General features: G+C 61.5%; 21 protein-coding genes. 18 read left to right on the forward strand and 3 right to left on the reverse strand.

The features are described 5' to 3' along the window. The first annotated feature begins 9 nt into the window (after positions 1 to 9). The 7 genes from ACQKRQ_RS40210 (at position 10) to ACQKRQ_RS40240 (ending at position 10,979) form a co-directional block, all read left to right on the forward strand. Positions 10 to 3,237 carry an efflux RND transporter permease subunit gene (locus tag ACQKRQ_RS40210; RefSeq protein WP_132383131.1) on the forward strand — a complete coding sequence of 1,076 codons (3,228 nt, stop codon included), beginning with the start codon at positions 10 to 12 and terminating at the stop codon, positions 3,235 to 3,237. 1 nt (position 3,238) lies between these two features. Then, the gene (locus ACQKRQ_RS40215; RefSeq protein WP_427483277.1) at positions 3,239 to 4,738 is read left to right on the forward strand and encodes an efflux transporter outer membrane subunit; all 1,500 of its coding nucleotides are present in this window, start codon (positions 3,239 to 3,241) and stop codon (positions 4,736 to 4,738) included. Continuing rightward, positions 4,735 to 6,000: a paraquat-inducible protein A gene (locus tag ACQKRQ_RS40220; RefSeq protein ID WP_427483279.1), complete on the forward strand. Its 1,266-nt coding sequence runs from the start codon at positions 4,735 to 4,737 to the stop codon at positions 5,998 to 6,000. Before ACQKRQ_RS40215 ends, ACQKRQ_RS40220 begins: the two co-directional genes overlap by 4 nt. Beyond that, a complete protein-coding gene (locus tag ACQKRQ_RS40225; protein WP_427483280.1) occupies positions 5,993 to 7,609 on the forward strand; it encodes an intermembrane transport protein PqiB in 1,617 nt (538 codons plus the stop codon). The genes ACQKRQ_RS40220 and ACQKRQ_RS40225 overlap by 8 nt, the downstream gene beginning before the upstream one ends. Beyond that, positions 7,606 to 8,199: a PqiC family protein gene (locus ACQKRQ_RS40230; RefSeq protein WP_427483282.1), complete on the forward strand. Its 594-nt coding sequence runs from the start codon at positions 7,606 to 7,608 to the stop codon at positions 8,197 to 8,199. Before ACQKRQ_RS40225 ends, ACQKRQ_RS40230 begins: the two co-directional genes overlap by 4 nt. Before the next feature lie 120 nt (positions 8,200 to 8,319). Continuing rightward, positions 8,320 to 9,519, forward strand: a complete 1,200-nt coding sequence (gltS, locus tag ACQKRQ_RS40235; protein WP_427483284.1) for a sodium/glutamate symporter — start codon at positions 8,320 to 8,322, stop codon at positions 9,517 to 9,519. Positions 9,520 to 9,638: 119 nt separating this feature from the next. Next, complete coding sequence (locus ACQKRQ_RS40240; protein WP_427483286.1) at positions 9,639 to 10,979, forward strand: TAXI family TRAP transporter solute-binding subunit; 1,341 nt, start codon at positions 9,639 to 9,641, stop codon at positions 10,977 to 10,979. 134 nt (positions 10,980 to 11,113) lie between these two features. Here ACQKRQ_RS40240 and ACQKRQ_RS40245 read toward each other — a convergent pair whose 3' ends face one another. Then, a complete protein-coding gene (locus ACQKRQ_RS40245) occupies positions 11,114 to 12,061 on the reverse strand; it encodes a transporter (protein WP_427483288.1) in 948 nt (315 codons plus the stop codon). A 360-nt stretch (positions 12,062 to 12,421) separates the two neighbouring features. On the opposite strand from ACQKRQ_RS40245, the gene ACQKRQ_RS40250 reads away from it, so the two are divergent. The 6 genes from ACQKRQ_RS40250 to ACQKRQ_RS40275 all read left to right on the forward strand — a co-directional run bounded on the left by ACQKRQ_RS40250 (position 12,422) and on the right by ACQKRQ_RS40275 (position 19,109). Continuing rightward, positions 12,422 to 14,758 carry a DUF3141 domain-containing protein gene (locus tag ACQKRQ_RS40250; protein ID WP_427483290.1) on the forward strand — a complete coding sequence of 779 codons (2,337 nt, stop codon included), beginning with the start codon at positions 12,422 to 12,424 and terminating at the stop codon, positions 14,756 to 14,758. A gap of 36 nt (positions 14,759 to 14,794) precedes the next feature. Next, on the forward strand, positions 14,795 to 15,733 hold the full coding sequence (locus ACQKRQ_RS40255; protein WP_427483292.1) for a phosphate acetyltransferase: 939 nt from the start codon (positions 14,795 to 14,797) through the stop codon (positions 15,731 to 15,733). Between the two features lie 4 nt (positions 15,734 to 15,737). Beyond that, on the forward strand, positions 15,738 to 16,925 hold the full coding sequence (locus tag ACQKRQ_RS40260; protein WP_427483293.1) for an acetate/propionate family kinase: 1,188 nt from the start codon (positions 15,738 to 15,740) through the stop codon (positions 16,923 to 16,925). Positions 16,926 to 17,005: 80 nt separating this feature from the next. Next, entirely contained in the window at positions 17,006 to 17,788 is a 783-nt protein-coding gene (gene fabI / locus ACQKRQ_RS40265) for an enoyl-ACP reductase FabI (protein ID WP_427483295.1), read from the forward strand. Positions 17,789 to 17,812: 24 nt separating this feature from the next. Continuing rightward, positions 17,813 to 18,070, forward strand: a complete 258-nt coding sequence (locus ACQKRQ_RS40270) for an RNA-binding protein (RefSeq protein ID WP_132383151.1) — start codon at positions 17,813 to 17,815, stop codon at positions 18,068 to 18,070. 19 nt (positions 18,071 to 18,089) lie between these two features. Then, positions 18,090 to 19,109: a hypothetical protein gene (locus tag ACQKRQ_RS40275; RefSeq protein ID WP_427483297.1), complete on the forward strand. Its 1,020-nt coding sequence runs from the start codon at positions 18,090 to 18,092 to the stop codon at positions 19,107 to 19,109. 219 nt (positions 19,110 to 19,328) lie between these two features. Here ACQKRQ_RS40275 and ACQKRQ_RS40280 read toward each other — a convergent pair whose 3' ends face one another. Further along, on the reverse strand, positions 19,329 to 19,802 hold the full coding sequence (locus ACQKRQ_RS40280) for a glycine zipper family protein (protein ID WP_132383155.1): 474 nt from the start codon (positions 19,800 to 19,802) through the stop codon (positions 19,329 to 19,331). Positions 19,803 to 20,307: 505 nt separating this feature from the next. On the opposite strand from ACQKRQ_RS40280, the gene ACQKRQ_RS40285 reads away from it, so the two are divergent. From ACQKRQ_RS40285 to ACQKRQ_RS40305, 5 genes are all read left to right on the forward strand, one after another. Then, the gene (locus ACQKRQ_RS40285; protein ID WP_427483299.1) at positions 20,308 to 20,544 is read left to right on the forward strand and encodes a hypothetical protein; all 237 of its coding nucleotides are present in this window, start codon (positions 20,308 to 20,310) and stop codon (positions 20,542 to 20,544) included. Positions 20,545 to 20,659: 115 nt separating this feature from the next. Next, positions 20,660 to 21,058 carry an RT0821/Lpp0805 family surface protein gene (locus tag ACQKRQ_RS40290; protein ID WP_427483301.1) on the forward strand — a complete coding sequence of 133 codons (399 nt, stop codon included), beginning with the start codon at positions 20,660 to 20,662 and terminating at the stop codon, positions 21,056 to 21,058. 862 nt (positions 21,059 to 21,920) lie between these two features. Then, positions 21,921 to 22,112, forward strand: coding sequence for a DUF2964 family protein (locus ACQKRQ_RS40295; protein WP_132383159.1), 192 nt, complete (start codon positions 21,921 to 21,923; stop codon positions 22,110 to 22,112). Positions 22,113 to 22,252: 140 nt separating this feature from the next. After that, positions 22,253 to 22,840, forward strand: coding sequence for a BPSL1445 family SYLF domain-containing lipoprotein (locus tag ACQKRQ_RS40300; protein WP_427483371.1), 588 nt, complete (start codon positions 22,253 to 22,255; stop codon positions 22,838 to 22,840). Between the two features lie 349 nt (positions 22,841 to 23,189). Beyond that, positions 23,190 to 24,293, forward strand: a complete 1,104-nt coding sequence (locus ACQKRQ_RS40305) for an AI-2E family transporter (RefSeq protein WP_427483303.1) — start codon at positions 23,190 to 23,192, stop codon at positions 24,291 to 24,293. Positions 24,294 to 24,396: 103 nt separating this feature from the next. On the opposite strand, the gene ACQKRQ_RS40310 is transcribed toward ACQKRQ_RS40305, so the two are convergent. After that, the gene (locus ACQKRQ_RS40310) at positions 24,397 to 25,398 is read right to left on the reverse strand and encodes an AraC family transcriptional regulator (protein ID WP_132383165.1); all 1,002 of its coding nucleotides are present in this window, start codon (positions 25,396 to 25,398) and stop codon (positions 24,397 to 24,399) included. Positions 25,399 to 25,614: the final 216 nt, after the last annotated feature.

The raw sequence follows: 25,614 nt of genomic DNA on the forward strand, positions 1-25,614 counted from the left end.
GCGAGCGATATGAACCTGTCCCACTTCTGCATCGACCGTCCGATCTTTGCGTCGGTGATATCGATTGTCATCACGCTTGGTGGCGCCGTCGCGATGGTCAATCTGCCGATCGCGCAGTACCCGGACATCACGCCGCCGCAGATCACGATCTCCGCGACCTATCCAGGTGCGAGCGCCGACGTGGTCGCCAACAATGTGGCCGCGCCGATCGAGCAGCAGGTGAACGGCGCGGACAACATGATCTACATGAGCTCGTCGAGCTCATCGACCGGCAACCTGACCGTCAATGCGTACTTCCAGATCGGCACCAACCCGGAACTCGCGCAGGTCGATGTGCAAAACCGTGTGAACCTCGCGTTGCCGCAGTTGCCGCAATCGGTGCAGGCGCAAGGCATCCAGGTACAGAAGAAGTCGTCGGCGTTCATGATGGTGATCGCGATCTATTCGCCGAGCGAGCGCTACGACGCGACCTACATCGCCAACTACGCCAACATTTACGTGCTCGATGCGTTAAAACGCATTCCCGGCGCCAATCAGTCGGCCATCTTCGGCACGCCCGACTACGCGATGCGAATATGGCTGAAGCCCGATCGCATGGCGCAACTGGGCATCACGGCCGGCGACGTGCAGAAAGCCGTCGCCAACCAGAACCAGCAGTTTGCTGTCGGCCGCCTTGGGCAGTCGCCGACGGGCTCGCCCGTTGAACAGTCGTTCGCGGTCACGACCACGGGCCGGCTCGCCGACCCCGCCGAGTTCGAAAACATCATCATTCGCGCGGCCAGCGGCGGCGCGGCGATCGTGCGCCTGAAGGACATCGGCCGCGCGGCGCTCGGGCAGAAGGACTATTCGATCCGCAGCCGCTATCAGGGCAAACCGGCGACAGTCATGGCCGTGTACCAGCAACCTGGCGCGAACGCGCTTGACGTGTCGAAACAGGTGCGCGCGACGCTCGCCGAGATGAAGAAGACGTTTCCGGAGGGGCTCGAATACAGCGTCGCGATGGACACAACCGAGTTCACCCGCGCATCCATTTCGGATGTCGTGCATACCTTCTTCGAAGCGCTGGTGCTGGTCGTGATCGTCGTGTTCGCGTTCCTGCAGAGCCTGCGTGCGACGCTGATTCCGGTGCTGGCGGTTCCCGTATCGATTGTCGGCACCTTCATGGGGATGCTGGCGCTCGGTTTCTCGATCAACATGCTGACGCTGTTCGGCATGGTGCTCGCAATCGGCATCGTCGTGGACGACGCGATTGTCGTGATCGAGAACGTCGAGCGCAACATGAACGTGCACAAGCTGAGTCCAAAAGACGCCGCCAAGCGGGCAATGGACGAAGTCTCCGGCCCGGTCATTGCTATCGTGCTGGTGCTGTGCGCGGTGTTCGTGCCGGTGGCATTCCTCGGCGGCATCACGGGCCAGCTGTACAAGCAGTTCGCGATCACGATTGCGATCTCGGTGGTGTTCTCGGGCCTGGTTGCACTGACGCTGTCGCCGGCGCTGGCCGCATTGCTGCTCAAGCCCGGCCATCACGAAAAGCGCGGCTTCTTCAAGTGGTTCGACAGGAACTTCGAAAGGATGACGAACAGCTATACGCGTGCGGTCAAGCTGGTCATCAAACGGTTCGTCGTGGCACTGTTGCTGTTTGGGGGGATGATCGCGCTCGCGGTCGTCATGATGCGTTCGATACCGACTTCGTTTCTGCCGCCGGAAGACCAGGGCTATCTGCTCGGCGCGATCATCATGCCAGACGCAGCAAGCCTCGATCGCACGGGCGACGTATCGCAGCACGTCACCGACTACTTCATGAAGCAGGATGCCGTGGGGAGCGTGACGATCGTCGACGGTTACAGCCTGCTCGACAGCCAGAACAAGAACAACGCGAGTACGTTCTTCATCGGCTTCAAGAGTTTCGACGAACGCTACAAATGGGCCAACATCCGCACGCAGAACGCCCGGGCGGTGCTGATCGGCGCGTACGAGAACCTGTCGAAAATAAAGGAGGGCATCATCCTGCCGGTCAATCCGCCGTCGATACCGGGGCTCGGCACGACGGGCGGCACCGAGATGTGGATTCAGAGCAAGGGCGACGGCACGATCGCGCAGCTCGCGGACGTGGTGGACAAATTTCTGGAGAAGGCAAAGAAACGACCCGAACTGGCGCGCGTGACATCGACCTTCAATGCGTCGTCGCAGCAATTGCTCGTCAACGTCGACCGGGACAAGTCAGAAACGCTCGGCGTTCCGGTCGAGGAAGTGTATAGCGCGATGCAGACCATGTTCGGCTCGCTATACGTCTCGCAGTTCAACCGGTCGAGCCGCCTGTGGCAGGTCATCCTCCAGGCTGAACCGGCGTACCGGTTGACGCCGCAGGATCTGAACCAGATCTATGTGCGCAGCAAGACCAACAGCATGGTGCCGCTCAAGGCTGTCGTGACCTCCCAGTACGTGACGGGCCCCGATCTCATCACGCGCTTCAACAACTTTCCCGCTGTCAAGATTACGGCCAACGGCGCGCCGGGCTACAGCTCGGGGCAGGTCATCTCCACGCTGGAAGAGGTCGCGGGTGAAGTGACGACGTCGGATTACGGCATCGGCTGGAGCGGTGAGGCATACGAGGCGAAGCAGGCGGGGGGCACGTCGAGCCTCGTGTTCGTGTTCGGTCTCATCATGGTGTTCCTGATTCTCGCGGCGCAATACGAGAAATGGAGCCTGCCGTTCGGCGTATTGATGGCAGTGCCGTTCGCGCTCTTCGGCGCGCTGCTGGCCATCCTGTTGCGCGGCCTCGAAAACGATGTGTACTTCCAGATCGGCCTGACGATGCTGGTCGCACTCGCGGCGAAGAACGCGATCCTGATCTTCGAGTTCGCGGTGCTGAACCGCGAAGGCGGCGAGTCGGTGTACGACTCCGCCGTCACGGCGGCGACCGAACGGTTGCGGCCGATCGTGATGACGTCGCTCGCGTTCATTCTCGGCTGCGTGCCGCTTGCCATTGCCACGGGCGCGTCGGCCAACAGCCGGCATTCGATCGGCACGGGCGTGATCGGCGGCATGCTCGGCGCGACGGTGATCGCCGTGTTCTTCATTCCGATGTTCTTCTACGTGCTTGAAACGATGTCGGAACGGAGCAGCAAGAAGAAAGATCCGAGCGGCGGAGCAGCGGGCGACGGCACGCCGCCTATCGCGCCGCCTGGCTCGGGCGCTCCGACCGCTAAACCCTCTGCCCGGCGCGAGGACGACTGACATGCGCGGCTCCGCGTTCATCATGCGTTTGGTGCCAGCCCTGCTGCTCGCGGGGCTGAGTCTCGGCCTGGGCGGTTGTCTGCTCGGCCCCGACTACGTGCGACCCACGGTGCCTACGCCGGCGACGTTCCGCTTCGAAGGAAGCGAGGCGGCCGAAGTTGCCAACGCGATGTGGTGGGAGCAATTCGGGGATCCCGTGCTGAACGATCTGATTGCCGCCGCGCTGGCCGACAACAAGGACGTGAAAATCGCTGCGGCACGGGTCGACCAGTTTCTTGGCCAGTTCGTGACGACGCGCTCGGCCCTGTTTCCGCAGGTCAACGCGGGCTTTGAAGCATCGCGTCAACGCTCATCGATTGCTGGGCTGCCGACGCTGCCACCCGGCGTCAACCCCGTATTCAACGAATTTCAGGCGCCGCTCTCGGCCGCATGGGAGATCGATTTCTTCGGCAAGGTGAGACGTCAGACCGAGTCCGCGCGAGCAAGCCTGCTGGCAACTGAAGAAGGCCGGCGCGCAACGATCCTGTCGCTGGTGGCGTCGGTGGCGTCGTCGTACATCAATTTGCGCGACCTCGACCAGCAACTCTCGATCGCGAAGGCAACGACCGAAAGCCGTGCCGGCTCGGTGAAAGTATTTCAGGCACGGTTTTCAGGCGGCGACGTGTCGCAGATGGAGCTCGCACAGAGCGAGTCGGAATACGAAGCCTCTCTCGCGACAATCCCGCAGATCGAGACGCAAATCGCCCAGCAGGAAGACGCGTTGTCCGTGCTGCTCGGTCGCAATCCCGGTCCGATTCTGCGTGGCCGCGAACTCACGGAGCTCGAGGTGCCGCCGGTGCCGGCAGGCCTGCCTTCCGATCTGCTTCAGCGTCGTCCCGATCTGCGTCAGGCCGAGCAGAACCTTATCGCCGCAAACGCATTGATCGGCGCCGCGCGCGCGCTTTACTTTCCGTCCATTTCACTGACGGGCCTGTTCGGAACGGCGAGCGGCCAGTTCTCGAAACTGTTCACCGGGCCGGCACGGATCTGGTCGTACGCAGGCTCGCTGACCGTGCCGATCTTTACCGCGGGCAGCATCAGCGGCCAGGTGAGCCAGGCGGAAGCGCAACAGCAACAGGCGCTGTTCCAGTACCAGCAGTCGATCCAGGTGGCCTTCCAGGAGGTCGACGACTCACTGATCGCACTGCAGAAGTCGCGCGAGCAACTCGTTGTGCAGGGCCGTCAGGTCGAAGCGTTGCGAACCTATTCACGGCTTGCGCGCTTGCGCTATGAAGGCGGCTATACGAGCTACATCGAGGTACTCGATGCCGAGCGTAGCCTCTTTAACGCGCAACTGAGCTACACGCAAACCAACGGACTCGTGTTCAGTTCGCTGATCGGTTTGTATAAGGCAATGGGCGGTGGCTGGGTTGTCGAAGCCGAGCGCATGACGGGGCAGGTCATGCAGCACGGGCCCGCTGCGGCCACGACCGGGCAGCCCGCTACGGAGCAAGCGCAATGACCGCCGAGCGCCTCATTGCCTGCCACGAATGCGACCTGCTGCAACGGGAAGCGCCGTTGACGGGCGAGAGCGTGCTGCGCTGCTGCCGTTGCGGCGCGGAGCTGTACCGGAACCATCCGGACAGTCTCGATCGTGCGCTCGCTTTCACAGTCACGGCGATCGTGCTGTTCGTGATCGGCAATGCGTTTCCGATCGTCGGGCTGTCGGTGAATGGCGATCTTGTCGAGACCACCTTGCTGGGCGCGGTGCGCGTGCTGTACGGGGACGGCATGTGGCCCATCGCGGGGCTGGTGTTCGTGACGACATTCCTCATGCCGCTCATGCAGATGTCCGCGATGGCGTATCTGCTGTTTCCGCTGTGGCGTCGGCGCCTGCCATACCGGCCCGACATCGTGTTTCGCGTGCTGCATCTGGCGCGGCCGTGGGGCATGACGGAGGTCCTGATTCTCGGGATGCTGGTCGCGCTGGTCAAGCTGGCGCATATCGCCAGCGTCGTGCCGGGCGTCGCGCTCTGGACCTTCGGTGCGTTGATGCTGATACTCGCGGCGGCCAGTGCCGCGTTCGATCCGCACGATCTCTGGCAGCGAATAGGCGGCCACTACCGCGCCGCGCCGGGCCCGGAAGAACTCGCCGAACCGGCCGCACGCACGGCAATGGCCAGCGGGCTGATGACCTGCCACGATTGCGGGTTGCTGACAAAAGCGGCGCCACACGTGCACGACGCGAGCTGTCCGCGCTGCGGCGCGCATCTTCACGAACGCAAACCGGCGAGCATCGCGCGCACGTGGGCGTTCCTGATCGCGGCGATGGTGCTGTACATCCCGGCGAACATGCTGCCCGTGATGAACACCAGTTCGCTGTTCGGCTCGGCGAAAGACACGATTATGAGCGGCGTGGTGTACCTCTGGACATCCGGCTCCTGGCCTTTAGCCATCATCGTGTTCATTGCGAGCATCGCCGTCCCGATGCTCAAGATCATCGCGATCATGTTCCTCGTTATCTCGACGCAGCGGCGCTCGCTCGCGATGCTGCAGCAGAGGACGCGCGTCTACCGCGTGGTGGAACTGGTCGGGCGCTGGTCGATGCTCGATATCTATGTGATCACGATTCTCGTCGCACTCGTCCAGTTCAATGCACTCGCAACCATCCAGGCAGGTCCGGCCGCCGTGGCTTTCGGCGCGGTAGTCGTGCTGACGATGTTCGCCGCCATGTCATTCGATCCGCGCCTGATCTGGGACGCAACGGAGCACGATCATGGCTAAACCTCCCGGTCAACCGGGGTCGCCGGACGTTCCTGAAGCTATTGCCACTCCGCGCTCGCGCTGGCGGATGCAGATCGTGTGGCTGGTGCCGCTGATCGCAGTGCTCATCGGCGGATGGCTGGCGGTGAAGGCGATCATGGAGCAGGGACCGGCGGTGACGATCAGCTTCGAGACCGGCGAGGGCCTCGAAGCGGGCAAGACCAAGATCAAGTTCAAGAACGTCGACATCGGTGTGGTCAAGAGTGTCACGCTGTCGGGCGATCACCGCCGCGTGGTCGCCACGGCCGAGCTGTCCAAAGATGCCACCAACCTGCTGGTGGACGACACGCGGTTCTGGGTCGTGCGTCCACGCATTTCCGGCGGCACCGTATCCGGCATCGGCACGCTGCTGTCGGGCTCGTTCGTCGGCATGGACGTGGGCACTTCGACGAAGCCGAGGCGCGATTACACAGGCCTGGAGTCACCGCCCGTGTTCGCTATCGGCGTGCCGGGCCGAGAGTTTGTACTGAAAGGCGCCGACATGGGCTCGCTCGATGTCGGTTCGCCCATTTTCTACCGGCGGCTGCAGGTCGGTCAGATCGTTTCGTACCAGTTGGACCCGGACGGGAAGGGCGTGACGATGCGTGTCTTCGTCAACGCCCCTTACGAGAAATACGTGAGGTCCGATACGCGCTTCTGGCAGGCGAGCGGGATCGACGTGTCACTCGATACGACGGGCGTCAAGGTCAACACCGAATCGCTGGTGGCCATCCTGATCGGCGGACTCGCATTCCAGACGCCGGACCAAACGGCCGATGGAGCCGAGGCCGCCCCGAACGCCGAGTTCGCGCTGTACCACGATCGCGCCGAGGCGATGAAGCAGCACGATCGGATCGTCGATACCTATGCGCTGGTTTTCAGGGAGTCGGTGCGGGGGCTGGTGGTCGGCGCACCGGTCGATTTTTTCGGTATCGTGGTCGGCGAAGTCGCGGCGATCAATACGCGGTTTGATCCCGTTACCAAACAGTTCAGCATTCCGGTCGAGATACGTCTCTTTCCAGAGCGCTTCACGTCGCGCTATATGAAGGGAGGCAAAGGAAGGATCACCGACGACCCTCAGCGACTTGCGCAAACGCTGGTCGACCATGGCTTACGTGCGCAATTGCGCACCGGAAACCTGCTGACCGGGCAACTCTATATTGCACTCGACTTTTTCCCGAACGCGCCGAAGGCGAAGGTCGATTGGACCGTCACGCCGCCCGAGATACCAACCATACCTGGCGGCCTGCAGTCCATGCAGAATTCGGTGACGAGTCTCCTCGCCAAGCTCAACCAGATTCCATTTGGCGGGATCGGGAAGGGCGCGCAAAAGACGCTGGCCGATGCCGATAGCCTTCTCAAGCAGTTGCGGACCGATGTGGTGCCTCAGGCACGGGACACGCTCGCCGCTGCACAGACGACGCTGAATTCCGCGAACAGCACGCTACAGCCCGACTCCCCACTGGCGCAGAACACGACGGACGCCATGAACGAACTGGCGCGCACAGCGGCCGCTTTCCGCACGCTGGCGGACTATCTCGAACGCCATCCGGAGGCACTCATCCGCGGCAAGGTGGAGGATAAAAAGTGAAGCGCCCATCGCTATGCCTTGCCGTTGCGCTGACCACGGTCGTGCTCGCCGGTTGTGCCAGCTCGCCCAAGTCGGACTTCTACACGTTGAGTGCGGAGGCGCCGCGCGAAAGCGTCAATCATGGGCCGCCCATGATCGTCGTGATCGGCGCGGTCACCGTGCCCGAACTGGTCGACCGGCCGCAGATCGTTGTTCGCGCCGGCACGAACCATGTGACGATCGACGAATTCGCCCGCTGGGCTGAGCCGCTGAAGAGCCAGATTCCGCGCGTGTTCGTCGCCGATCTCTCGCAGCTGCTGAACAGCCCTCGCGTGTCGACTTTGCCGATCGGCGGCGACGTGGCGGCGGCCTGGCGAGTGCGGATCGACGTCCAGCGCTTCGACGCCTTGCTCGGCGATGCCGTGACTGTCGATGTCTTGTGGTCGGTGTTGCCACCCGGTAAAGCGCCGCCGATCACTGGCCGGACCATCGCGAGCGAGCCCTGCGCGGGCGCGGGCTACGAAGCGGCGGTGGTGGCCTGGAGCAAGGCGCTTGCCACCGTGAGCCGCGCGATCGCGGCCGGCATCCGTCCGCCGACGACCGTCGACTGACGCCGGAACGGAGAACGGAGGTCTATTAGCGGTCATATGTCGCCGAGGTTCGCGTCGGCTGAAACCAGGATACCTCGTTTCCGGGGTCACTGATCGATCGCTGGACTGGAGAAGAAGACCGTGAGCCTCGATACGCTGGAAGTGCTGATGGCCGCGTCGCTCGTTCTTCTCCTTGGACGACAGATTCTTGCCCGGGTCAGACTTCTGCGTACGTACAGCATCCCCGAACCGGTTGTCGGCGGCCTGCTTGTATCGCTGCTGGTGTTTGCGTTGAACCGCGCCCTGCAGATCGACGTCCGTTTCGATACCACGCTTCAAGTGCCGCTGATGCTGACGTTCTTCGCCACCATCGGCCTGAATGCAGACCTCGCGCGACTGAAAGCGGGCGGGCGCTCGCTGATGGCCTTTCTGGGTGTCGTGGTCGGCCTGCTCGTGATGCAGGATGCGCTCGGTATCGGACTCGCCTGGGCACTGGGCCAGGAGCGGTTGCTCGGCCTGCTTGGGGCGTCCATCACGCTATCGGGTGGCCACGGCACGGGTGCGGCATGGGCCAAGGTGTTTGCCGAGCGCCACGGCCTCGCATCGGCGACCGAAATTGCGATTGCCTGTGCCACCTTCGGTCTGATACTCGGGGGATTGATCGGCGGGCCGGTCGCGCGCTTTCTGATCACCCGCTATCGGCTTGCCCCGAATCCGGAGACGGAAGGTGCAACCTCGACCGGTTTCGAGGAGCCCAATACGGTACGGCCGATCACCGCGGAGGCCGTCATCGAAACCGTCGCGCTGATTGCGGTTTGTCTTGCCGTGGGTTCGGCGATCGCGGTATTGCTGAACGGTACGGCTTTCGAGTTGCCGGCGTTCGTGTGCGTCCTGTTCGTCGGTGTCGTACTGCGCAACGGGCTCGCGGTGCGCGGCTGGTATCGCGTGTTCGAAGACGCGGTGTCGGTACTCGGCAACGTTAGCCTCGGTCTCTTTCTTGCTATAGCGTTGATGAGTCTGCGGCTGGGGGATCTCGCATCGCTCGCTTTGCCGCTGTTCGTCATTCTGGTGGTGCAGGCGATCGCGATGGCGGCTTACGCCATTGTCGTCACGTTTCGGGTGATGGGGCGCAACTATGACGCGGCAGTGCTCGCAGCGGGTCACTGTGGATTCGGCCTCGGGGCGACACCGACCGCGATAGCCAACATGCAGGCGATCACAGGACAGTTCGGTCCCTCCCATCTGGCCTTTCTGGTAGTACCTATGGTGGGGGCGTTTTTTATCGACATCGCGAATGCGATCGTCATCAAGTTGTTTTTGTTGCTGCCGCTCTATGGCTGACGGCGGACACCTGCAGGTGACAAACTCCCCGGGTCATTCGCGACTGCCGGCAACGGTGCCGCACAGAGGCTCGCCGAGTCCACCTCGCGCGGAACAGGCCAGACGGGAGATGCCGAACAATGACCAGGCACAACCCAGTGCTTCAGCGTAGCAGCAAAGCTCCCATAACACCCGGGCGCCGGCGGCTTCTGTTCATTGGCGCAATCTTGCTGCTGGCCGCGCTGGGTTGGGCGCTTGCGACGCTCATCAAGCCCGCCATCCAACGCACGATCGTCATTACAACCGGGGCGGACAACGGCATCTATCGCGGTTTTGCGGATCGCTATGCGCCCATCCTGAAACGCGACGGCATTACTCTGGTTATCCGCAGTTCTTCCGGTTCGGTCGAAAACTATGAACGGCTGAAGAATCCGGATAGCGAATACGAGGTGGGTTTTATTCAATCAGGCACCACCAGCCCGAAAGAAACCGATCATCTGCAGACCATCGCTGCCGTCTCATATGAACCGATCTGGGTGTTCTATCGTGGCGACATCACCGTCAACCGGCTCGTGCAACTGCGCGGCAAAAGGATCGCCATCGGCGTCTCCGGCAGCGGGCTGCTCAACGTCGCCCAGGTATTGCTCTCCTATAGCGGCGTCACTCGGGACAATACTTCGCTGATGCAAATGGATGCCGTCACGGCATATCAAGGCCTTGAAGACGGCAAGCTGGACGCTGCTTTTTTTATAGGCAGGCCCGACGCTCCGATGCAGCACACGCTACTCAACAGCAATCTGAAACTGATGGGTTTTGCCCAGGCCGACGCGCTGGTGCAAAAATTCCCGTCTCTCTCCAAGATCGTTTTTTCCCGCGCCTCGATCAGCATAGTGGATGACCTTCCGCAAGCCGACGTCACCCTGTTGGCCGCCACCGCTCTGCTCGTGTCGAAAGACACCATGCATCCCGCACTGGTCTACCTGCTGCTAGACGCGGCCAGAACCGTGCACGGCGCCGAAGATTACTTTACGCCGCACGGCGCGTTTCCCAACCTGAACACCGACGAATTTCCCATTTCGGACGAAAGCACGCGCTACTTCAAATCCGGTCGTCCGTTCCTGCAGCGCTACCTTCCGTTCTGGCTGGCCAGCTTTGTCGAAAGGCGTCTGCTGATACTGGTACCGTTCATAGCCGTAATGCTCGGCTTGCTACAGGCGTTGCCGCGCATGGTGGAGGGGCGGATCAAGAGACGGCTCGCGGTTTGGTACCGCGAAATCAAAGCGCTGGAAGATGAAATATGGAAAAACAGGCAACCGACCCGGGACCAGATTACGCAATGGCGCGATGAAATCGAGGACATCGATGCACACGCCAGTCAAATACGGATACCGCAGCGCTATTTTCAGGATGTGTACGCGCTCAAACAGGCGATCAGTGTCGTCAGGGATCGGATTTCCCGAATTGCAGGAAACATCAAGTAATAGCCAACTTGCCTCTAGCAGGCACTCGGTGTCTACCCGGCAATGCCGTGGAGTCCTCTCGTATCTGGCCGAAGCCAAATGGCGCGACGTGCCATTGGCAAGGCCGTGTTGCACTCGCAGGCGCCGCGGCCTCTTCAGCGGTCGAACCAGCGGTACTGCAGCGTCAAGGCGATGGACGTGAAGTTGCCCCCGGCGCGCGTGACAAGACCGTGCGAATACGCGAGCTTCGTCGACCAGCCTCGGGCGATCGGCAAGGAAAAGGTGACACCGTAACGCACGTTGGCCTGGCGATCCTCACCCGGCACATCGTTGACCGACGTTCGGCCTCCAGCGGCGTATCCGAAGTCGGCTGCGATCCAGAGTCCGGGGCGGAAGGTATAGCCGCTGTGCAATTGGAACGCCATCAAGGGGGCTTGAGAGCGCTGATTGCCGCCGAAGAAGTTATTGTTGCTTGTGAAGAACCACACTCCCGCGGACCCATCGACAAACCAGTCGCCCAAAGGCTGAGATACGCCGATTTCAGGTTTGAACGAGTACCGGTTCGCGCCGACATTCACGAGCCGGGAGCCGACGTATTGGCCGCTGGGCACGACTATCGTGAGGCTCGTGCCGACCGAAGTGGTCGACTGTGGCTTGATGAACGCCTCGACGGGCAAAGGCGGATTACCGAAAAGATTGAAGGCGAAGCGCAGCCGGATGTCGCCAAGGCCGGCGCGATGCACTTGCGTCGGTGCATCGATCACATTTCCACTGACATTGCCGCGCGCAAAGGGCGCCGCGATTCCGAACGACGCGGTGTGCCCCACGAGGCTAAAAGTCGAGACATAACCAAGCGAGTAGATGTTGAACCGAGCCTGCACGCCTGAGATCGGTAACGAAGAATCGGTCAGCACGTCGCCTGAAAGATAGGCCCAGGTTGCGACCAGGAAATGGGTGCCGATGGGCGACGGAGAATAGGTGCGTGGTTCGAGTTCCTGAGCGCACGTGGTGGTGACTGAAAACAGAAGTCCGAGTGCGCTGTATTGGATTGGCGCCCACCGGCATGGACGACGTCTCATTGTCGACCCTGGGCTCGCGATCACGCGTGGAAATGAACGCGCGCCCGCACCTGAAGTATATGAGAGAGCATAGGCAACGAGCCTACCTGTCGCCCTCCGACGGAGGAATAGGACCTTGGTCCGATTGGCAGATATCGGAAGTCGCCACACCATGAAAACAAAAATCGGATAGTGCGGCTTGATGCAATCGCGCTCCCATGTGGCATTGCGGCAAAGGCTGCGGCGAGTGCTCCGCCGTTGCGCCAAAACCTGTTTGCGTGCGCGAAAAAGCGCACAACCCGACTGTCGGGAAGCATGTTGGCGGCGGCGCGAAAAGAGCGCGCGAACCGCGCGGTCGTTGCCATGGGGCTGTGCTCGCCTCGTGCACCTTTCAGGAGTCGCCGAATGGACGCAAGAACGCAGTTGTCCCGCAGTCAGGACATTGCCGCGAAAATCTCCCGCGTGCTGCAAAGGCGTACCCAGGTCGCGCAGGAGAATTTGAATGAACGACTAGGCGATGCGCTTGGCCGCGATCAGGATGACATTCGCTCGCACGGTGCTATTCCGGCATCATTTGATCCACTGCATACGTGGCAATACGTCACCGACGTCGCGCAGCGCTCGCTTCTCTTCTGGGACACGCTATACCAGCGCGGAACCGAGTTCGTCGAACGAAGTGCCGGTAGTCCGACGCCGGTGCTGCATTTCGAGTATGACATCGTGCTCGACGGTCGCAAGTTCAAGCGACCGGTCAACTATGCGTTGCTGCAACTTCGTCCGCCCGCAGGCGTGGATATCGACGTGAAGAAGCGTCCCTATTTGATCATTGATCCACGTGCCGGACACGGTCCCGGCATCGGCGGTTTCAAGGACGACTCGCAGGCCGGCGTCGCGCTTCGCGCGGGACACCCTGTTTTTTTCGTGGTGTTCTTTCGCGATCCGGAGCCAGGCCAGACGATGCTCGACGTTTGCAGCGCCGAGCAGCAGTTCGTCAGAAAGGTTCGCTCGCTGCATCCGGAGAGTCCAAAGCCGGCGGTCATCGGTAACTGCCAGGGAGGCTGGGCGGCAATGATGCTTGCGAGTTCCGATCCGGACGAGACCGGTCCCATCGTCATCAACGGCGCACCGATGTCGTACTGGAGCGGCGCCTGGAGCGAAGGCGAGGGCGACAATCCGATGCGCTACGCCGGCGGCCTTCTCGGGGGCTCGTGGCTCGCATCGTATGCGGCGGATCTGGGCAACGGCAAATTCGACGGCGCCCATCTGGTGCAGAACTTCGAGAATCTGAACCCAGCCAACACGTTCTGGGAAAAGTATTACCACCTGTTCGCGAATATCGATACCGAGCCGGCGCGTTTTCTGGAATTCGAGCGTTGGTGGGGAAGCTATTACCTGATGAATCGCGAGGAGATCGAGTGGATCACGCGCAATCTGTTCGTCGGCAACAAGCTCTGGTCGGGGGGAGTAAGCAGCGGTCACGGCGAGCCGTTCGATCTGCGCAAGATCCGTTCGCCGATCGTGCTGTTCGCTTCGATGGGCGATAACATCACGCCCCCTCAACAAGCGTTCAACTGGGTCGTGGACCTCTACAAAAGCACCGAAGAGATCAAGTCGCGAGGGCAGGTGATCGTTGGCCTGATGCACGAGGATATTGGCCATCTCGGCATCTTCGTCTCCGGAAGGGTCGCAAAGAAAGAGCATAAGCAGATCGTTTCCGTGCTGGAGACGATCGAAACGTTTCCGCCGGGCCTCTACGGCATGTCGATCAACGAAGTCAAAGGCGGGTCCGGCGAGACGGAATACGAAGTCGAATTCCGTGAATGCCGGCTCGAGGACATCTCCGCGCATTTCAACCGATTCGGGCGCGTGGACGAGAAGCCGTTCGAGGCGGTGGCCGCGCTGTCGGAGTTGAATCAGCGAGTCTACGAACTTGTCGGGCAACCCGTGGTGCAGGCGATGTCCAACGAGACGAGCGCCCGCATGTTGCGCGAGTTTCATCCACTGCGGCTTCAGCGCTGGGCGTTGTCTGGAATGAATCCCTGGCTCGGATGGTTGCATCCGGCCGCGCAGGCGGTCAGAGAGAGTCGCCAACCGGCCGCCGCGGACAACCCTTGGCGCAAGCTTGAAGAGACCGGATCGGAAATCATCGGCGCGTCGCTCGACTACTACCGTGCGATGCGCGATGCGGCGACCGAGGCCGGTTTCTTCGGCATCTACGCGAACATGTATTCAATGTTTCTTGCCGACCGTTCACCCGACGGCGCCAGTGTGGAAACGCTCACAACCGGTCCTCGCGACACGCCGTTCGTACAGGCAGCGTTGCAGTCGATCAGCGAAGGCGGCTACACGGAGGCGCTGGCGCGCGCGGCGTTCCTTCTCGCACGCAAGGGTGCGTCTTTGCCGCTCGCGCGACTGGAGATGCGCAAGGAACTGGCTGAAATCTATGCGGACTATCTGCCGGACATCAGTGCGGACCAATGGCGGCGCATACGAGGTGTCCAGGAGATCATCGCGCGTTACGAACCCGAAGCGGCCATTGTGACACTGCCGACGTTGCTCACCCGCGTCGAGGACCGTGAGCGCTTCCTGGAACTGCTTGGAAAGCTCATGGCGGACGAACGCGTGTTGAATCCGGCGCCCGACGACGAACAACTGGCGGCGCTCGAACGCATCCGCGCCGTGCTCGTATCGCGTGTCGGTCGCAAGCGTCAGGGGTCCTTGCCCGACCGGGTTCGCACATGACCCGTGTTGCAATGCAGAACCACGAGGGGAACGTCGATGGAACCCAGACATGCGAAGTATGAGCGCCTGATCGAGTACTGCGGGAGCTTGCCGCCACTGCCGACCGCAGTGGTGCATCCGTGCGACCACAGCTCGCTCGCAGGCGCCGTGGAGGCGGCCGGAATGGGCTTGATAGCGCCGCTGCTGGTCGGACCGCGCGCGCGTCTCGAGTCGCTCGCCGAGGAGCATGGCATCAAGATATCCGAATTTACAATCGTCGATGCGCCGCATAGCCATGCCGCGGCCGCCGCAGCGGTGCAACTCGTGCGGGAAGGCAAGGCAGAGGCATTGATGAAAGGCAGTCTGCACACAGACGAGTTGATGGCGGAGGTGATCCGGCGCGATGCCGGCATGCGCAGCGCGCGACGCATCAGTCACTGTTTCGTCATGGACGTGCCGGAGTACGAACATGCGCTGATCATCACCGACGCCGCTATCAATATCGCGCCGACGCTGGAGGAGAAGGTCGATATTCTGCAGAACGCAATCGATCTTGGACACGCGTTGCTGTTTGAAGAGGTGCGTGTAGCGATCCTGTCCGCAACCGAATCGGTCAATCCAAAAATCCCGTCGACGGTCGAAGCGGCGGCGCTTTGCAAAATGGTGGACCGGCGCCAGATTACCGGCGCGCTGGTCGACGGCCCGCTCGCGCTCGATAACGCGATCAACGTCGAAGCCATGCGAATCAAACAGATCGATTCACCGGTCGCCGGCCGGGCCAACGTGCTAATGGTGCCGGACCTCGAGTCCGGCAATATGCTCGCGAAAAGCCTGTCCTTTCTTGCTGGAGCAGATGCGGCGGGCATCGTCCTCGGTGCGCGCGTACCGATCATTCTGACCAGCCGCGCCGACTCCGTCACCACACGTCTCGCGTCGTGTGCGGTTGCCGCGCTGGTGGCGAAAGCGCGGCGCGAGGCCGGCAAGGTAATCGGGTGACGATATGGCCGATGTGATCCTGGTCTTGAATGCGGGCTCGTCCAGCCTGAAGTTCAGTGCATTCGACGCGCAAACGCCTCGCCTCGACCTGGTCCTGCACGGTCAGCTCGAAGCGCTGTACACGAACCCTCGTTTTTGCTCGACGGGTAGAGACGGCGAGGTGGATACCGAGGAATGGGGCACCGACTACCAACTGGGTCATCTTGGCGCAATCGAGTATCTCGCAGGTTTTCTGCGCAGCCATGGCGAGGGGCATCGCCTGATTGCGGTCGGTCATCGGGTCGTGCACGGCGGCCAGCGGTTTTCCAGGGCGGTCATGGCGACGCCCGACGTGACCGACGAACTGGAATGCCTCAGCCCGCTTGCACCGCTGCATCAGACGCACAACCTGAAACCGGTTCGGATCATCGCGCAATTGCGCCCCGAGATTCCGCAAGTTGCCTGCTTCGACACCATGTTTCACAACACGCAGACGGAAACCTCGAAGGCATACGCACTGCCTGCGTCGATTGCGGAGCGGGGCGTGCGCCGGTACGGTTTTCACGGGCTATCGTACGAATACATCGCCAGCGTGCTGCCGGAGGTCGCGCCCGCCGCTGCGGGCGGGCGTATCGTCGTGGCGCATCTCGGCAACGGTGCCAGCATGTGCGCAATGGTCGCGGGAAAGAGCGTTGCCAGCACGATGGGATTCACGGCCGTGGATGGGCTGCCCATGGGCACGCGTTGCGGAAGCCTCGACCCTGGCGTCATCCTGTATCTGCTCGACGAACTGAAGATGGATTCGCAGGAAATTGCAGACCTGATATACAAGCGCTCAGGTCTGCTCGGCATGTCGGGGGTGTCGAGCGACATGCGCACGTTGTTGGCGAGCACCGATCCGCATGCGCGCTTTGCGCTCGACGTCTACACGTACCGGATTGGGCGCGAACTCGGCAGCCTTGCCGCGGCTATGCAGGGTATCGACGGCCTTGTGTTCACGGCCGGCGTCGGCGAGCACGCGGCGGCGATTCGGGAACGGGTGGTGCGTGACGCGGCGTGGCTAGGAGCCGAACTGGACGACGCGGCCAATCAGGCCGGCGGCCCGTTGATCAGCCGTCCTTCGAGCAAGGTATCGGTGTGGGTCATTCCAACCAACGAGGAACTCATGATCGCCCGGCATACGCAGTCTGTTACCGGTGCTTCGGCGTTCTGAGGCTAACTGGCGGACCACGGAAACCCGCGCAAGCATCGCGAACATTGTCCATCGCAGGCTTTCTATGAAGGAGTTCCATCATGCCGATCGAACAACCGCGGTTGATCCTGAAGGAGGCGAGAGCGCTGGTCACGGGCGTCGCCAACGAGCATTCGATTGCGTACGGTTGTGCAAAGGCATTTCATGAGCTCGGGGCCAGTCTTGCGCTCACCTACGCGAACGACAAGGCCAGGCCTTACGTGGAACCGCTTGCACAGGCGCTCAACGCAGAGATTTTCATGCCGCTCGACGTGACGCATGACGGCGAACTGGAGGCCGTCTTCGAGCAGGTCGAGAAGGTGTGGGGGAATCTGGATATCCTCGTTCACGCCGTTGCATGGGCGCCGCAAAAGGACTTGCATGGCGGACTGCTGCAATCCTCGCGCGATGGCTTCCTGAGCGCAATGGACATTTCCTGCCATTCGTTCGTACGCATGGCGCGCCTTGCCGCGCCGTTAATGAAAGACGGCGGAACCATGCTGACCATGAGCTACTACGGCGCGAACAAAGTCGTGCCGAACTACAGCGTGATGGGGCCGGTCAAGGCGGCCCTCGAAGCCTGTACGCGATATCTGGCATTTGAGCTGGGGCCAAAGGGCATACGGGTGCATACCATTTCTCCCGGCCCGCTCAAGACACGCGCAGCTTCGGGGTTGAAGGATTTCGAGTTGCTGCTCAACGAGGCCGTACATCGTGCGCCGCTGGGCGAAGTGGTCGACATCATGGACGTGGGCTACACCTGCGCGTTTCTGGCCACGCCGTATGCGCGACGGCTCTCCGGCTCCACGTTGTATATCGACGGCGGACTGAACATCATGGCCTAGGGCAACTGGCAAGGAGCGACCATCATGGCTGAACTGCTGCTTGGAAATGTGGAAGAAACCGTCTCTGATGAGGAGATCAGCGAGTTCTTGATAAGGTACGGATTTCCTCAGTGCAGTGAGATCCGTCGTATAGCCGGTGCGGGCTCGCGGCCGGCGGCGTTGGTGATCTTCAACGATGTGACTGCCGACGGGCTGCGAAAACTGCAGACGCGTGTCCACAACATGTACTGGAAGAACCGCACGATCACCGCGCTGCTTCTTCCTGAGCGTGACGAATCATAGATATCGGCTGGAGCGGAACATGGGTCTGCTGTCGTGGTTGACCGGAAAACGCACACCTGAAGAAGGCGATGTCCAGCAGACGAAGGAAATCGTTGATCGGATCGTCAGGCTCAGTCCGCAATTGCGTCTCGCGCGTGACTACGAGGCGCGTATGGCGCCCGCAGTGCGCAAAGCGATCGATTATCTGACGCGCCTCGCGGAAGAGGTGCCCCCCGCGTGTGAAGCAAGCGCGGCTGCCTGGACGACGGATCCGTACATTCACGCTTTTTTTGCCGCGCCTGATGATGTTTGCGCGGTCTTTAGCCACTCGGAGGCAGTGCGCGCCTACTTCCGCGATCATCCTGAGGCGGAGGAAGCCTTCGCCGTGCTCGGAATGGCCATCATGGAAAAGAGCATTCTCGGCGTGGCGCAACATGGGACAACGATCCGGACCGACGTCGTGCAGACGACGGTCAGCTTTAGCGATCATCAGGTGCGCGTTTGCGGTGTGTCGGAAGCAGCGCTTCGGCGGGAAATCGTGCTGCGGGTCGTCGACCAGCTTGCGCTCGAGGGAATCAGCAAAATCGAGGCGGACGAGTCACGGCGTGATTCGCTCGAACAGGAGCGGGCGCTGCTCAGGACACGCCTTGCACTTCTTGAACGGCAGGGGGCCGGGGTGCGCTCGCTGCTGGGCAGCGAAGCGTCGTGCAACCCAGCGGAAGCCATGCGCCTGCAGGCGCGCATCGAAGAGAACAATCAGGCTCTGGCGAGTCTCGGCCTGAAGACCGAAGCGCTGGAGCGAGAACTGGATGTGATTTGCGGCGTGCTGTCGTCACCGGACTCGCATTTCTACATCTTGAAGAAGACATTCCGGCTGGACCGGTTGAACGTCATCGTGGAGGAAGTGGGCGTCCGCCCGGCAGAAGAAATAGAGTTTCGGATAGCCCGTTTGCCTGCGAGTCCGGAGACGATGCGCGCCTACGCGATGGTGCGCTTTCAGCGTAGCAACCTTCTGCCGGTCCGCAGCATGTTGACGGAAGCCGGACGGTTGCTGATTTGACGGCAGGCCTCTCACGCACCGTGCCGGGTACCTGGCACAGAGGGTGGCTCCGTCTGTGCGAACCCCGCATTGCTGAGAGCCACGAGCGTCGCCACGAAGATGAGCTTGCTGTCTCTCATGCTGCTGTCCTTTGACGCATACGCGCACCGTGTTTTGCGGCCTGATTGGCCGCCTTTTCCTTCATGACGGACGGGCGTCGCGCTGCCCTTACGATGCCGCTCACTTGATCGTGTAGCCACGACCTTCCATGCAAGCAGCGTAGGCACGGTTGAAGGTGTCCATGGCGCCTTGCGACTGCGACTGCGCCGATGCCGACGCAGCGCGCCGGTTTTGCCGGGCGCGCGAGCCGCCGACCATCGTTCCGGCCGTGGCGCCGATTGCCGCGCCTTTTCCTGCGTCACCGGCTATGGCTCCGATCACCGCTCCGCCGGCCGCGCCACGCGCCGCGCCTTGAACGCGTTCGCCTCCGCCCACTGCCGGTCCAGAAGGCGGCGGCGGGGCGTTGGCCACGGCAGTTGGATCGACTCCGGTGTTAGTCTTGGCCCACGAATAACATGCTCCGTCGTCCTGCTGCTGTTTTTGCTGGCTTTGACCCTTGGCGGGATAAGCGATCGGCTTTCCCTGCGCGGCGACGTCAACTGATATCAATGCGGCTAAAGTGGCAAAAACGCAGTACTTCGTTAACGTATTCACGGCAGCTCCTTGCTTGAGCCCACGCTAATGCAGGTCACCGGTCACCTGAATGCGAGCCCGTAACCGACACCGTCATGGCAATTCTGCCGGGATCTCGCGCTGGGCGATGTGTGTGCAGCAACGGCAGGTTGGCTTTCATCATTGCGTTCCCGTCATACCGCGCGCAATCGGACTAAGGTCGTATTTTTGCCGTCCGGCGCCTCGTCAGTCTCTGAGATCGATGATCTAAGACCAAGGTCCGATTGGTATCGCACTGGCCCACCTATAAGCTGCAATAGCGGTTGGCGATTCGGCGCGCTGGGCCTCGATCGCCGCACTAACGGCCGTGCTGATAGCTGGCATGTGCCTCATTGCGTGGTTGCTGCGTCTCAGTTCATTGGTCGATTTCACCAGCGAGGCACGTGCGAGAGATAGTCTGGCTGAAGATCCGCTCCACCGCTGAGCCGGTCAGACTCCTGATCTTTACCTGTCCGCGTCGCCCGTTGTTGATCTGGCGGGCGCGCGAATGCTCAAGACGTTGCATGAAGCACTTCAGACAGCCGCAATAGAGATGAAAGTGGTCGCCGCGCACGGAGACGTGCGAGATATGCTTCGCGCCGAGGGTCTCGAAGATCGCCTCGGCCTCATCGATCGGCGCAACCCGGTCGCGGACCCGTCGATGAATTCCATTCACGAAAAGTATGACCGACGGAACCGATGCAGCCGCTCACATCAACGGATAGCGCCGGCAGCGGTTGGATGAGGCCGCGAGGCCGTGGCTCTCAGCGCACCTGCACGACGCTATCGCTGTTTTTGTCGTGCCAGCGCCGAGGGCAATGCTATTGCTTTCCGGATCCGCTATTGAGGGAGATACACCGATGTCCGCCCAATCTCGCGTTGCGATACACGTTCTACCGCACTGGTTGATAGGTGCGGCTCTGCTGGCCGGAGCGACTGTCGGCTACGCTGGAAACCTGAACTTCCTGAAAGATACGCCGATCAGTTACATGAGGGAAGCTGACCGGAAAGCACTTAACGACGCCGCGCAGACCGCGCTTGAAACAAAGAAGGATGGTGCAACGTTGGAATGGAACAACGCGGGCACCGGCAATCCCGTATCCATCAAGGGCACGGTGACTCCGCACGATACCTCGCACAAGGGCGATCGAACCTGTCGGACGACGACGCTCGTGGCTATCGCAAAGGGCCAGACGCAAAGCTGGATGCCCACCGTCTGTAAGCACGGCAACGGCCCCTGGAAGATACTGAGGCAATGAGTGGCCTGGCGGAAGCGTCCCGTATAACTGAAGCGGCACCAGGGTCCCACGCCGAGGGCGACGTCCACAGTGCTCTCCAGTATTCATCTGCCCGGCGCGGGGAGTTCAATGAAACGGGTGCGACTGCCAAGTCACGAACTCGCCGTCGAAGTCGGCAACTGCTATGCCGAACAAGCAGGAACCTGAGGTGAAGTCGAGCCGCACCCGATGCTTCTTTTCGTCCTGGTAAATCCACCTGCACGGCGTCTCGCCTGAACAGCCGATCCAGACCGCAATCAATGGACTCGTCCTCCATTGCGATGATGCCCAGCGCGCTATTCGTTCATTCGGACTGCCGTTCCCGTGCGTCAGGCGATATCCGGGGGACTTCTTTTTGTCATTTCCCATCGCTCCATTCTCGTAAAGAACTGGAGTATTCGAAAATCCAGGAAGGGGTATGTCTGTGGGACCAAGGTCTTATTGTTTCGTATCGCGAGAGGAATCATTGTAGTGCAGGAGATACAGATTTGAGAGACGGGAATATTTCTCAATCAAGATGGCGACCACGATTCCTTTATCAATGTACCCGCTCGCACATCGGTGTTAATGGGTGAACGGCAGACGAGGGCTACCATGGCATGGCTAGCTGCAACGTTACAGCACTATCGCATCCAGAGTGTTTTCGCCTGACCGGGTTGTGGTGCGGCCGCACATCAGTCGCAACGTGGCGGAACTACTCGCCGGCGACATCACCAGTGCCTGCAAATACCTCGAGAAAAATGGCGGAAACGCTCCACCGCCGACGCTGCACGCACATCCCTCGGGAACGGCGGCGCCCACCAAATGCTGAGGATGGCAAACGATGCAGCCGGGAGAATTCACTATGGCGCGCGCAGAAAGCAGGATCGTCCTGGCGGTGATTGCTGTATTCGTAGCGCTGGGTGGAATTGCGTCGTCGATCCGAGGCTTGCTTTACGAGAGCCCGGCTCTTGTTCATATCGGGGCGTATGCGATGGTGCTCGGCGTCGCCTGCTTCGTGCTGCTGCTCCGTCCGGGTAAGGGAGCCGGCAAGTAAGGCGAGAGGACCTAGTGTCGGCCCGTACGGCCTGGCGCGTCGCGCCCGGTTGTCAGAGCGCCGGATCGAACGGATCGAAGGATGGAGCGGCGAGACTCACGCACCGGGGATTTGCCTCGGAAACACAATGGAGGTCGATGATGAACAGACGGAATTTTGTACTAAAAGTAGCGGCTGTCAGCGCTGCGGCGAGTTTGACGCTCGCGGGCTGCTCCGTGACGCCGGGCAGCGGCAAAAGCCCTGAAACCGATGCATCGAAGCGCCAGGCGATCGACGCGAGTGTTGACGGTACGTTGAGCCGGCTTTTCGCGACGATCAAAGGCTCGCACGAACTCGCAGCGAAAGCCCAAGGCATCCTTGTGTTCCCGGATGTGAAGAAAGCGGCCTTCATTGCTGGGGCAGAGTATGGCGAAGGCGCATTGCGTGTGGGTGGCACGACAGCGGGCTACTACAGCACAGCGGCTGCTTCATTTGGATTCCAGGCCGGTGCCCAGTCGACGGCAGTCATTATCATGTTCATGACGCGGGACGCGCTCGACAAGTTCCGCAATGCGGCTGGGTGGTCGGTTGGCGGCGACGTGGCGGTGTCAATCGTGAAAGTGGGTGCGAACGGCACAATCGACACGACATCGGCCTCCTCGCAGGTCGTGGCTCTCGTATTGACCAATACCGGGCTGATGGCGGACGCTTCGCTCAACGGCGCCAAGGTGACACGGCTGAATCTGTGAAAGTGAAACGCGGCCTGCCCCAGATACGCCAGCTTGCCTGACCCGTAGTGACGGGCGCGGGGCTGGCGGAGCGCCGCGCGTCGGTGCGGACGACGTTCGGGCGTGCGAATGCGCCGCGGGCCCGGTCGTCGATCAGCCCGCCACGCGGACGTAGCCGGCGGCGCATCTACTCGCACGGGAGCGGTCGCGATATCCGTCACGCCCAGCATGAACAACTCGCTGGCGATGAATCGACGATCTTTCAGAGAGATGGGTGCAGCGGCATGGTTCTGTTCCGACTACCATGGTTATGGGCGTGCCCTGGATTGTCGCCAGCAGATCATCGAGGCGACCTGCCGGGAGACAAGTTATGTTGCTCACACCGATTACCGAACGGGTGTTGTCCAGGCAATTGCTCGATGTTCTGATCCGTGCCGGACTCATTGCCGTTCTGGCTGTTTTCTGTTTCCGGATCTTCGCCCCGTTCCTCAACCTCATGGTCTGGGCTCTCGTCCTCGCGATCACGCTGTATCCGCTCCAGGTCAGACTCAGGCGTACGCTTGCCAACAAGGACGGTCTGATCGCCACGCTGATCATTCTGGTTGCGTTTGCCGTCATTCTCGTGCCGACCTATATGTTGGGCGTCGCGGTGGCCGACTCGTTGGAGAGTGTGGTGGCCGTCATCAAGAGCGGCAGCTTTCGCATTCCTGCGCCGGCCGATTCGGTTGCCAGTTGGCCGCTGGTGGGGCAGAAGGTGCACGACTTCTGGCAGCAGGCCTCGACGGACCTCACCGGTCTCGCGCACCGGTTCGCACCTCAGCTCAAGGAAGCCGGACTTGCATTGCTCGCCACGGTCACCGGCCTGTCGGCGGGACTGCTGATCTTTTTCGTCGCGCTGATCGTCGCGGGGATTCTGATGGCTCACGGCGAGACAGGTCATAAAAGCGCGGCGCAGATCGCTGCGCGCATCTCCGGTCCCGAGACCGGCCCGCAGATCACGGAGCTCTGTACGGCCACGATTCGCGCTGTGGCACAAGGCGTGGTGGGGATCGCGTTTATCCAGATGTTGTTGATTGGCATCGGCTTCGTGATGATGGGCATTCCCGGTGCGGGCCTGCTGGCGCTCGCCGTGCTGCTGATCGGCGTCATGCAGTTGCCGGCCACGCTGATCACGGCGCCTGTGATCGTCTTTGTCATCGTCACCGAGGGTGTCAGTACCACGACGATCATCTTCGCGGTCTACGTGTTCGTCGCGGGACTCGTCGACAACGTGCTCAAGCCATTGCTACTGGGGCGCGGCGTCGCCATGCCGATGCCTGTCGTGTTGATCGGCGCGCTCGGCGGCATGGTATCGGGCGGCGTCATCGGCCTGTTCATCGGTCCCGTGATGCTTGCGGTCGGGTATCGACTGTTCTGGCGATGGGTGAAAGACCAATCCGGTGCCGAGCAGCCGAAAGAAGAGCGGCAGGCCTGATGCTGCCTGGGCCGATCGGTGTACGTGAGGCACGTGCTGAATTGGGAATCGCGGTTGCCGGCCGCTACCCGCGGGTACGACAGAGCGACGGTCGGCGGCGCCATCATTTCAGATGGCTGTTGCGCCAGTTGCGCGGGGTCACGCCGAAGCGTGAATTGAACCAGTACGTGAAGGAGCCCTGCTGTGAATATCCGAGCAACGCCGAAACCCGCCCAATCGGATAGCGCGGGTTGCTCATGTAGCGCACGGCAAGTTCGCCCCGGACCTCGTCCACCAGACTCGAGAAGCTGGTATGCGCCAGTTCGAGCTGGCGCTGCATGGTGCGAACGCTCAGACGCAAATGGCGGGCAACCAGTTCGACCGTGGCCTGCTCAAGGGGCAGCAGCAGGTAGATCGCCTTGCGCACTTCCAGCGCGGTCGAATCGGCACCCGCCACGTTGAGCGAGTCGGCGAGGCTCTCGGCATAGCGCACCAGTTCCGGGTCAGCGGAGGGATTCGGGTAGTCGAGATCGGCGGCCGCACACACGAAACCGTTGAAATCGCTTCCGAACTCCAACGCGCAGCCGAAGAACCGTCGATGAAACGTCAGGTCTGCCGGCCCTTGGTGAACGAAATGGACCGAACGCGGTTTCCAGTGATTGCCGAGCAGGGCGCTGGAGTGGCGCCCGAGCACGCCGACCGCGAGTTCGATCGCCTGTTTCGTCGGAGTGCCCGGTTCGACCACCAGTTCTTCCCGGATGGTGACCGATTCACCGGCGTCCTCGACGTGCATGGCGAGGGCTTCGTTCAGCAGATGCCGGTATTGGGCCGCGGCCAGCAACACCTCGCGAAGCGTGCGCTTATGCGCGAGCAGGACATTGATCACACCAGTACCGAACTTTTGCCGCGTCCCGGCCATCTGCAGCGCGAAAGTCGGGCACGACGCCTTTTCGGCCGTCAGTTCCAGCAGCCGGCACGCGGCTGCTGCCGGAATGCGATCGTCCGGATTCGCAAGCGCCGCGGTATCGATCCCGACCTGCTTCGCCAGCTCGACCGGGTTCAGACCGACCCGCCGCGTCACATCGAAATAGCCGCTCATGGCTACCGCGCGCAACATCGTTTCCATCGCTATGTCTCCGCTCACCTGTCGCCGGCAGCGTCCCTGTGCCTGTGTCCATGTCTGCTGATCAGATGCCTGCCGCACGTACCGGTGTTAACGCGTAGTGGCATGAATTCCGAAAAGAATGGCGCCGTATCGCAAAAGTGTAGCGCAGGATTGCCGTATCGTGCATCTCAACGGTTCATCATGTTCCGACCAGTTGTCATGCGGCCAGCCGTGTCG

It is taken from the genome of Paraburkholderia sp. NPDC080076 (assembly GCF_050281145.1).
GTDB lineage: Bacteria > Pseudomonadota > Gammaproteobacteria > Burkholderiales > Burkholderiaceae > Paraburkholderia.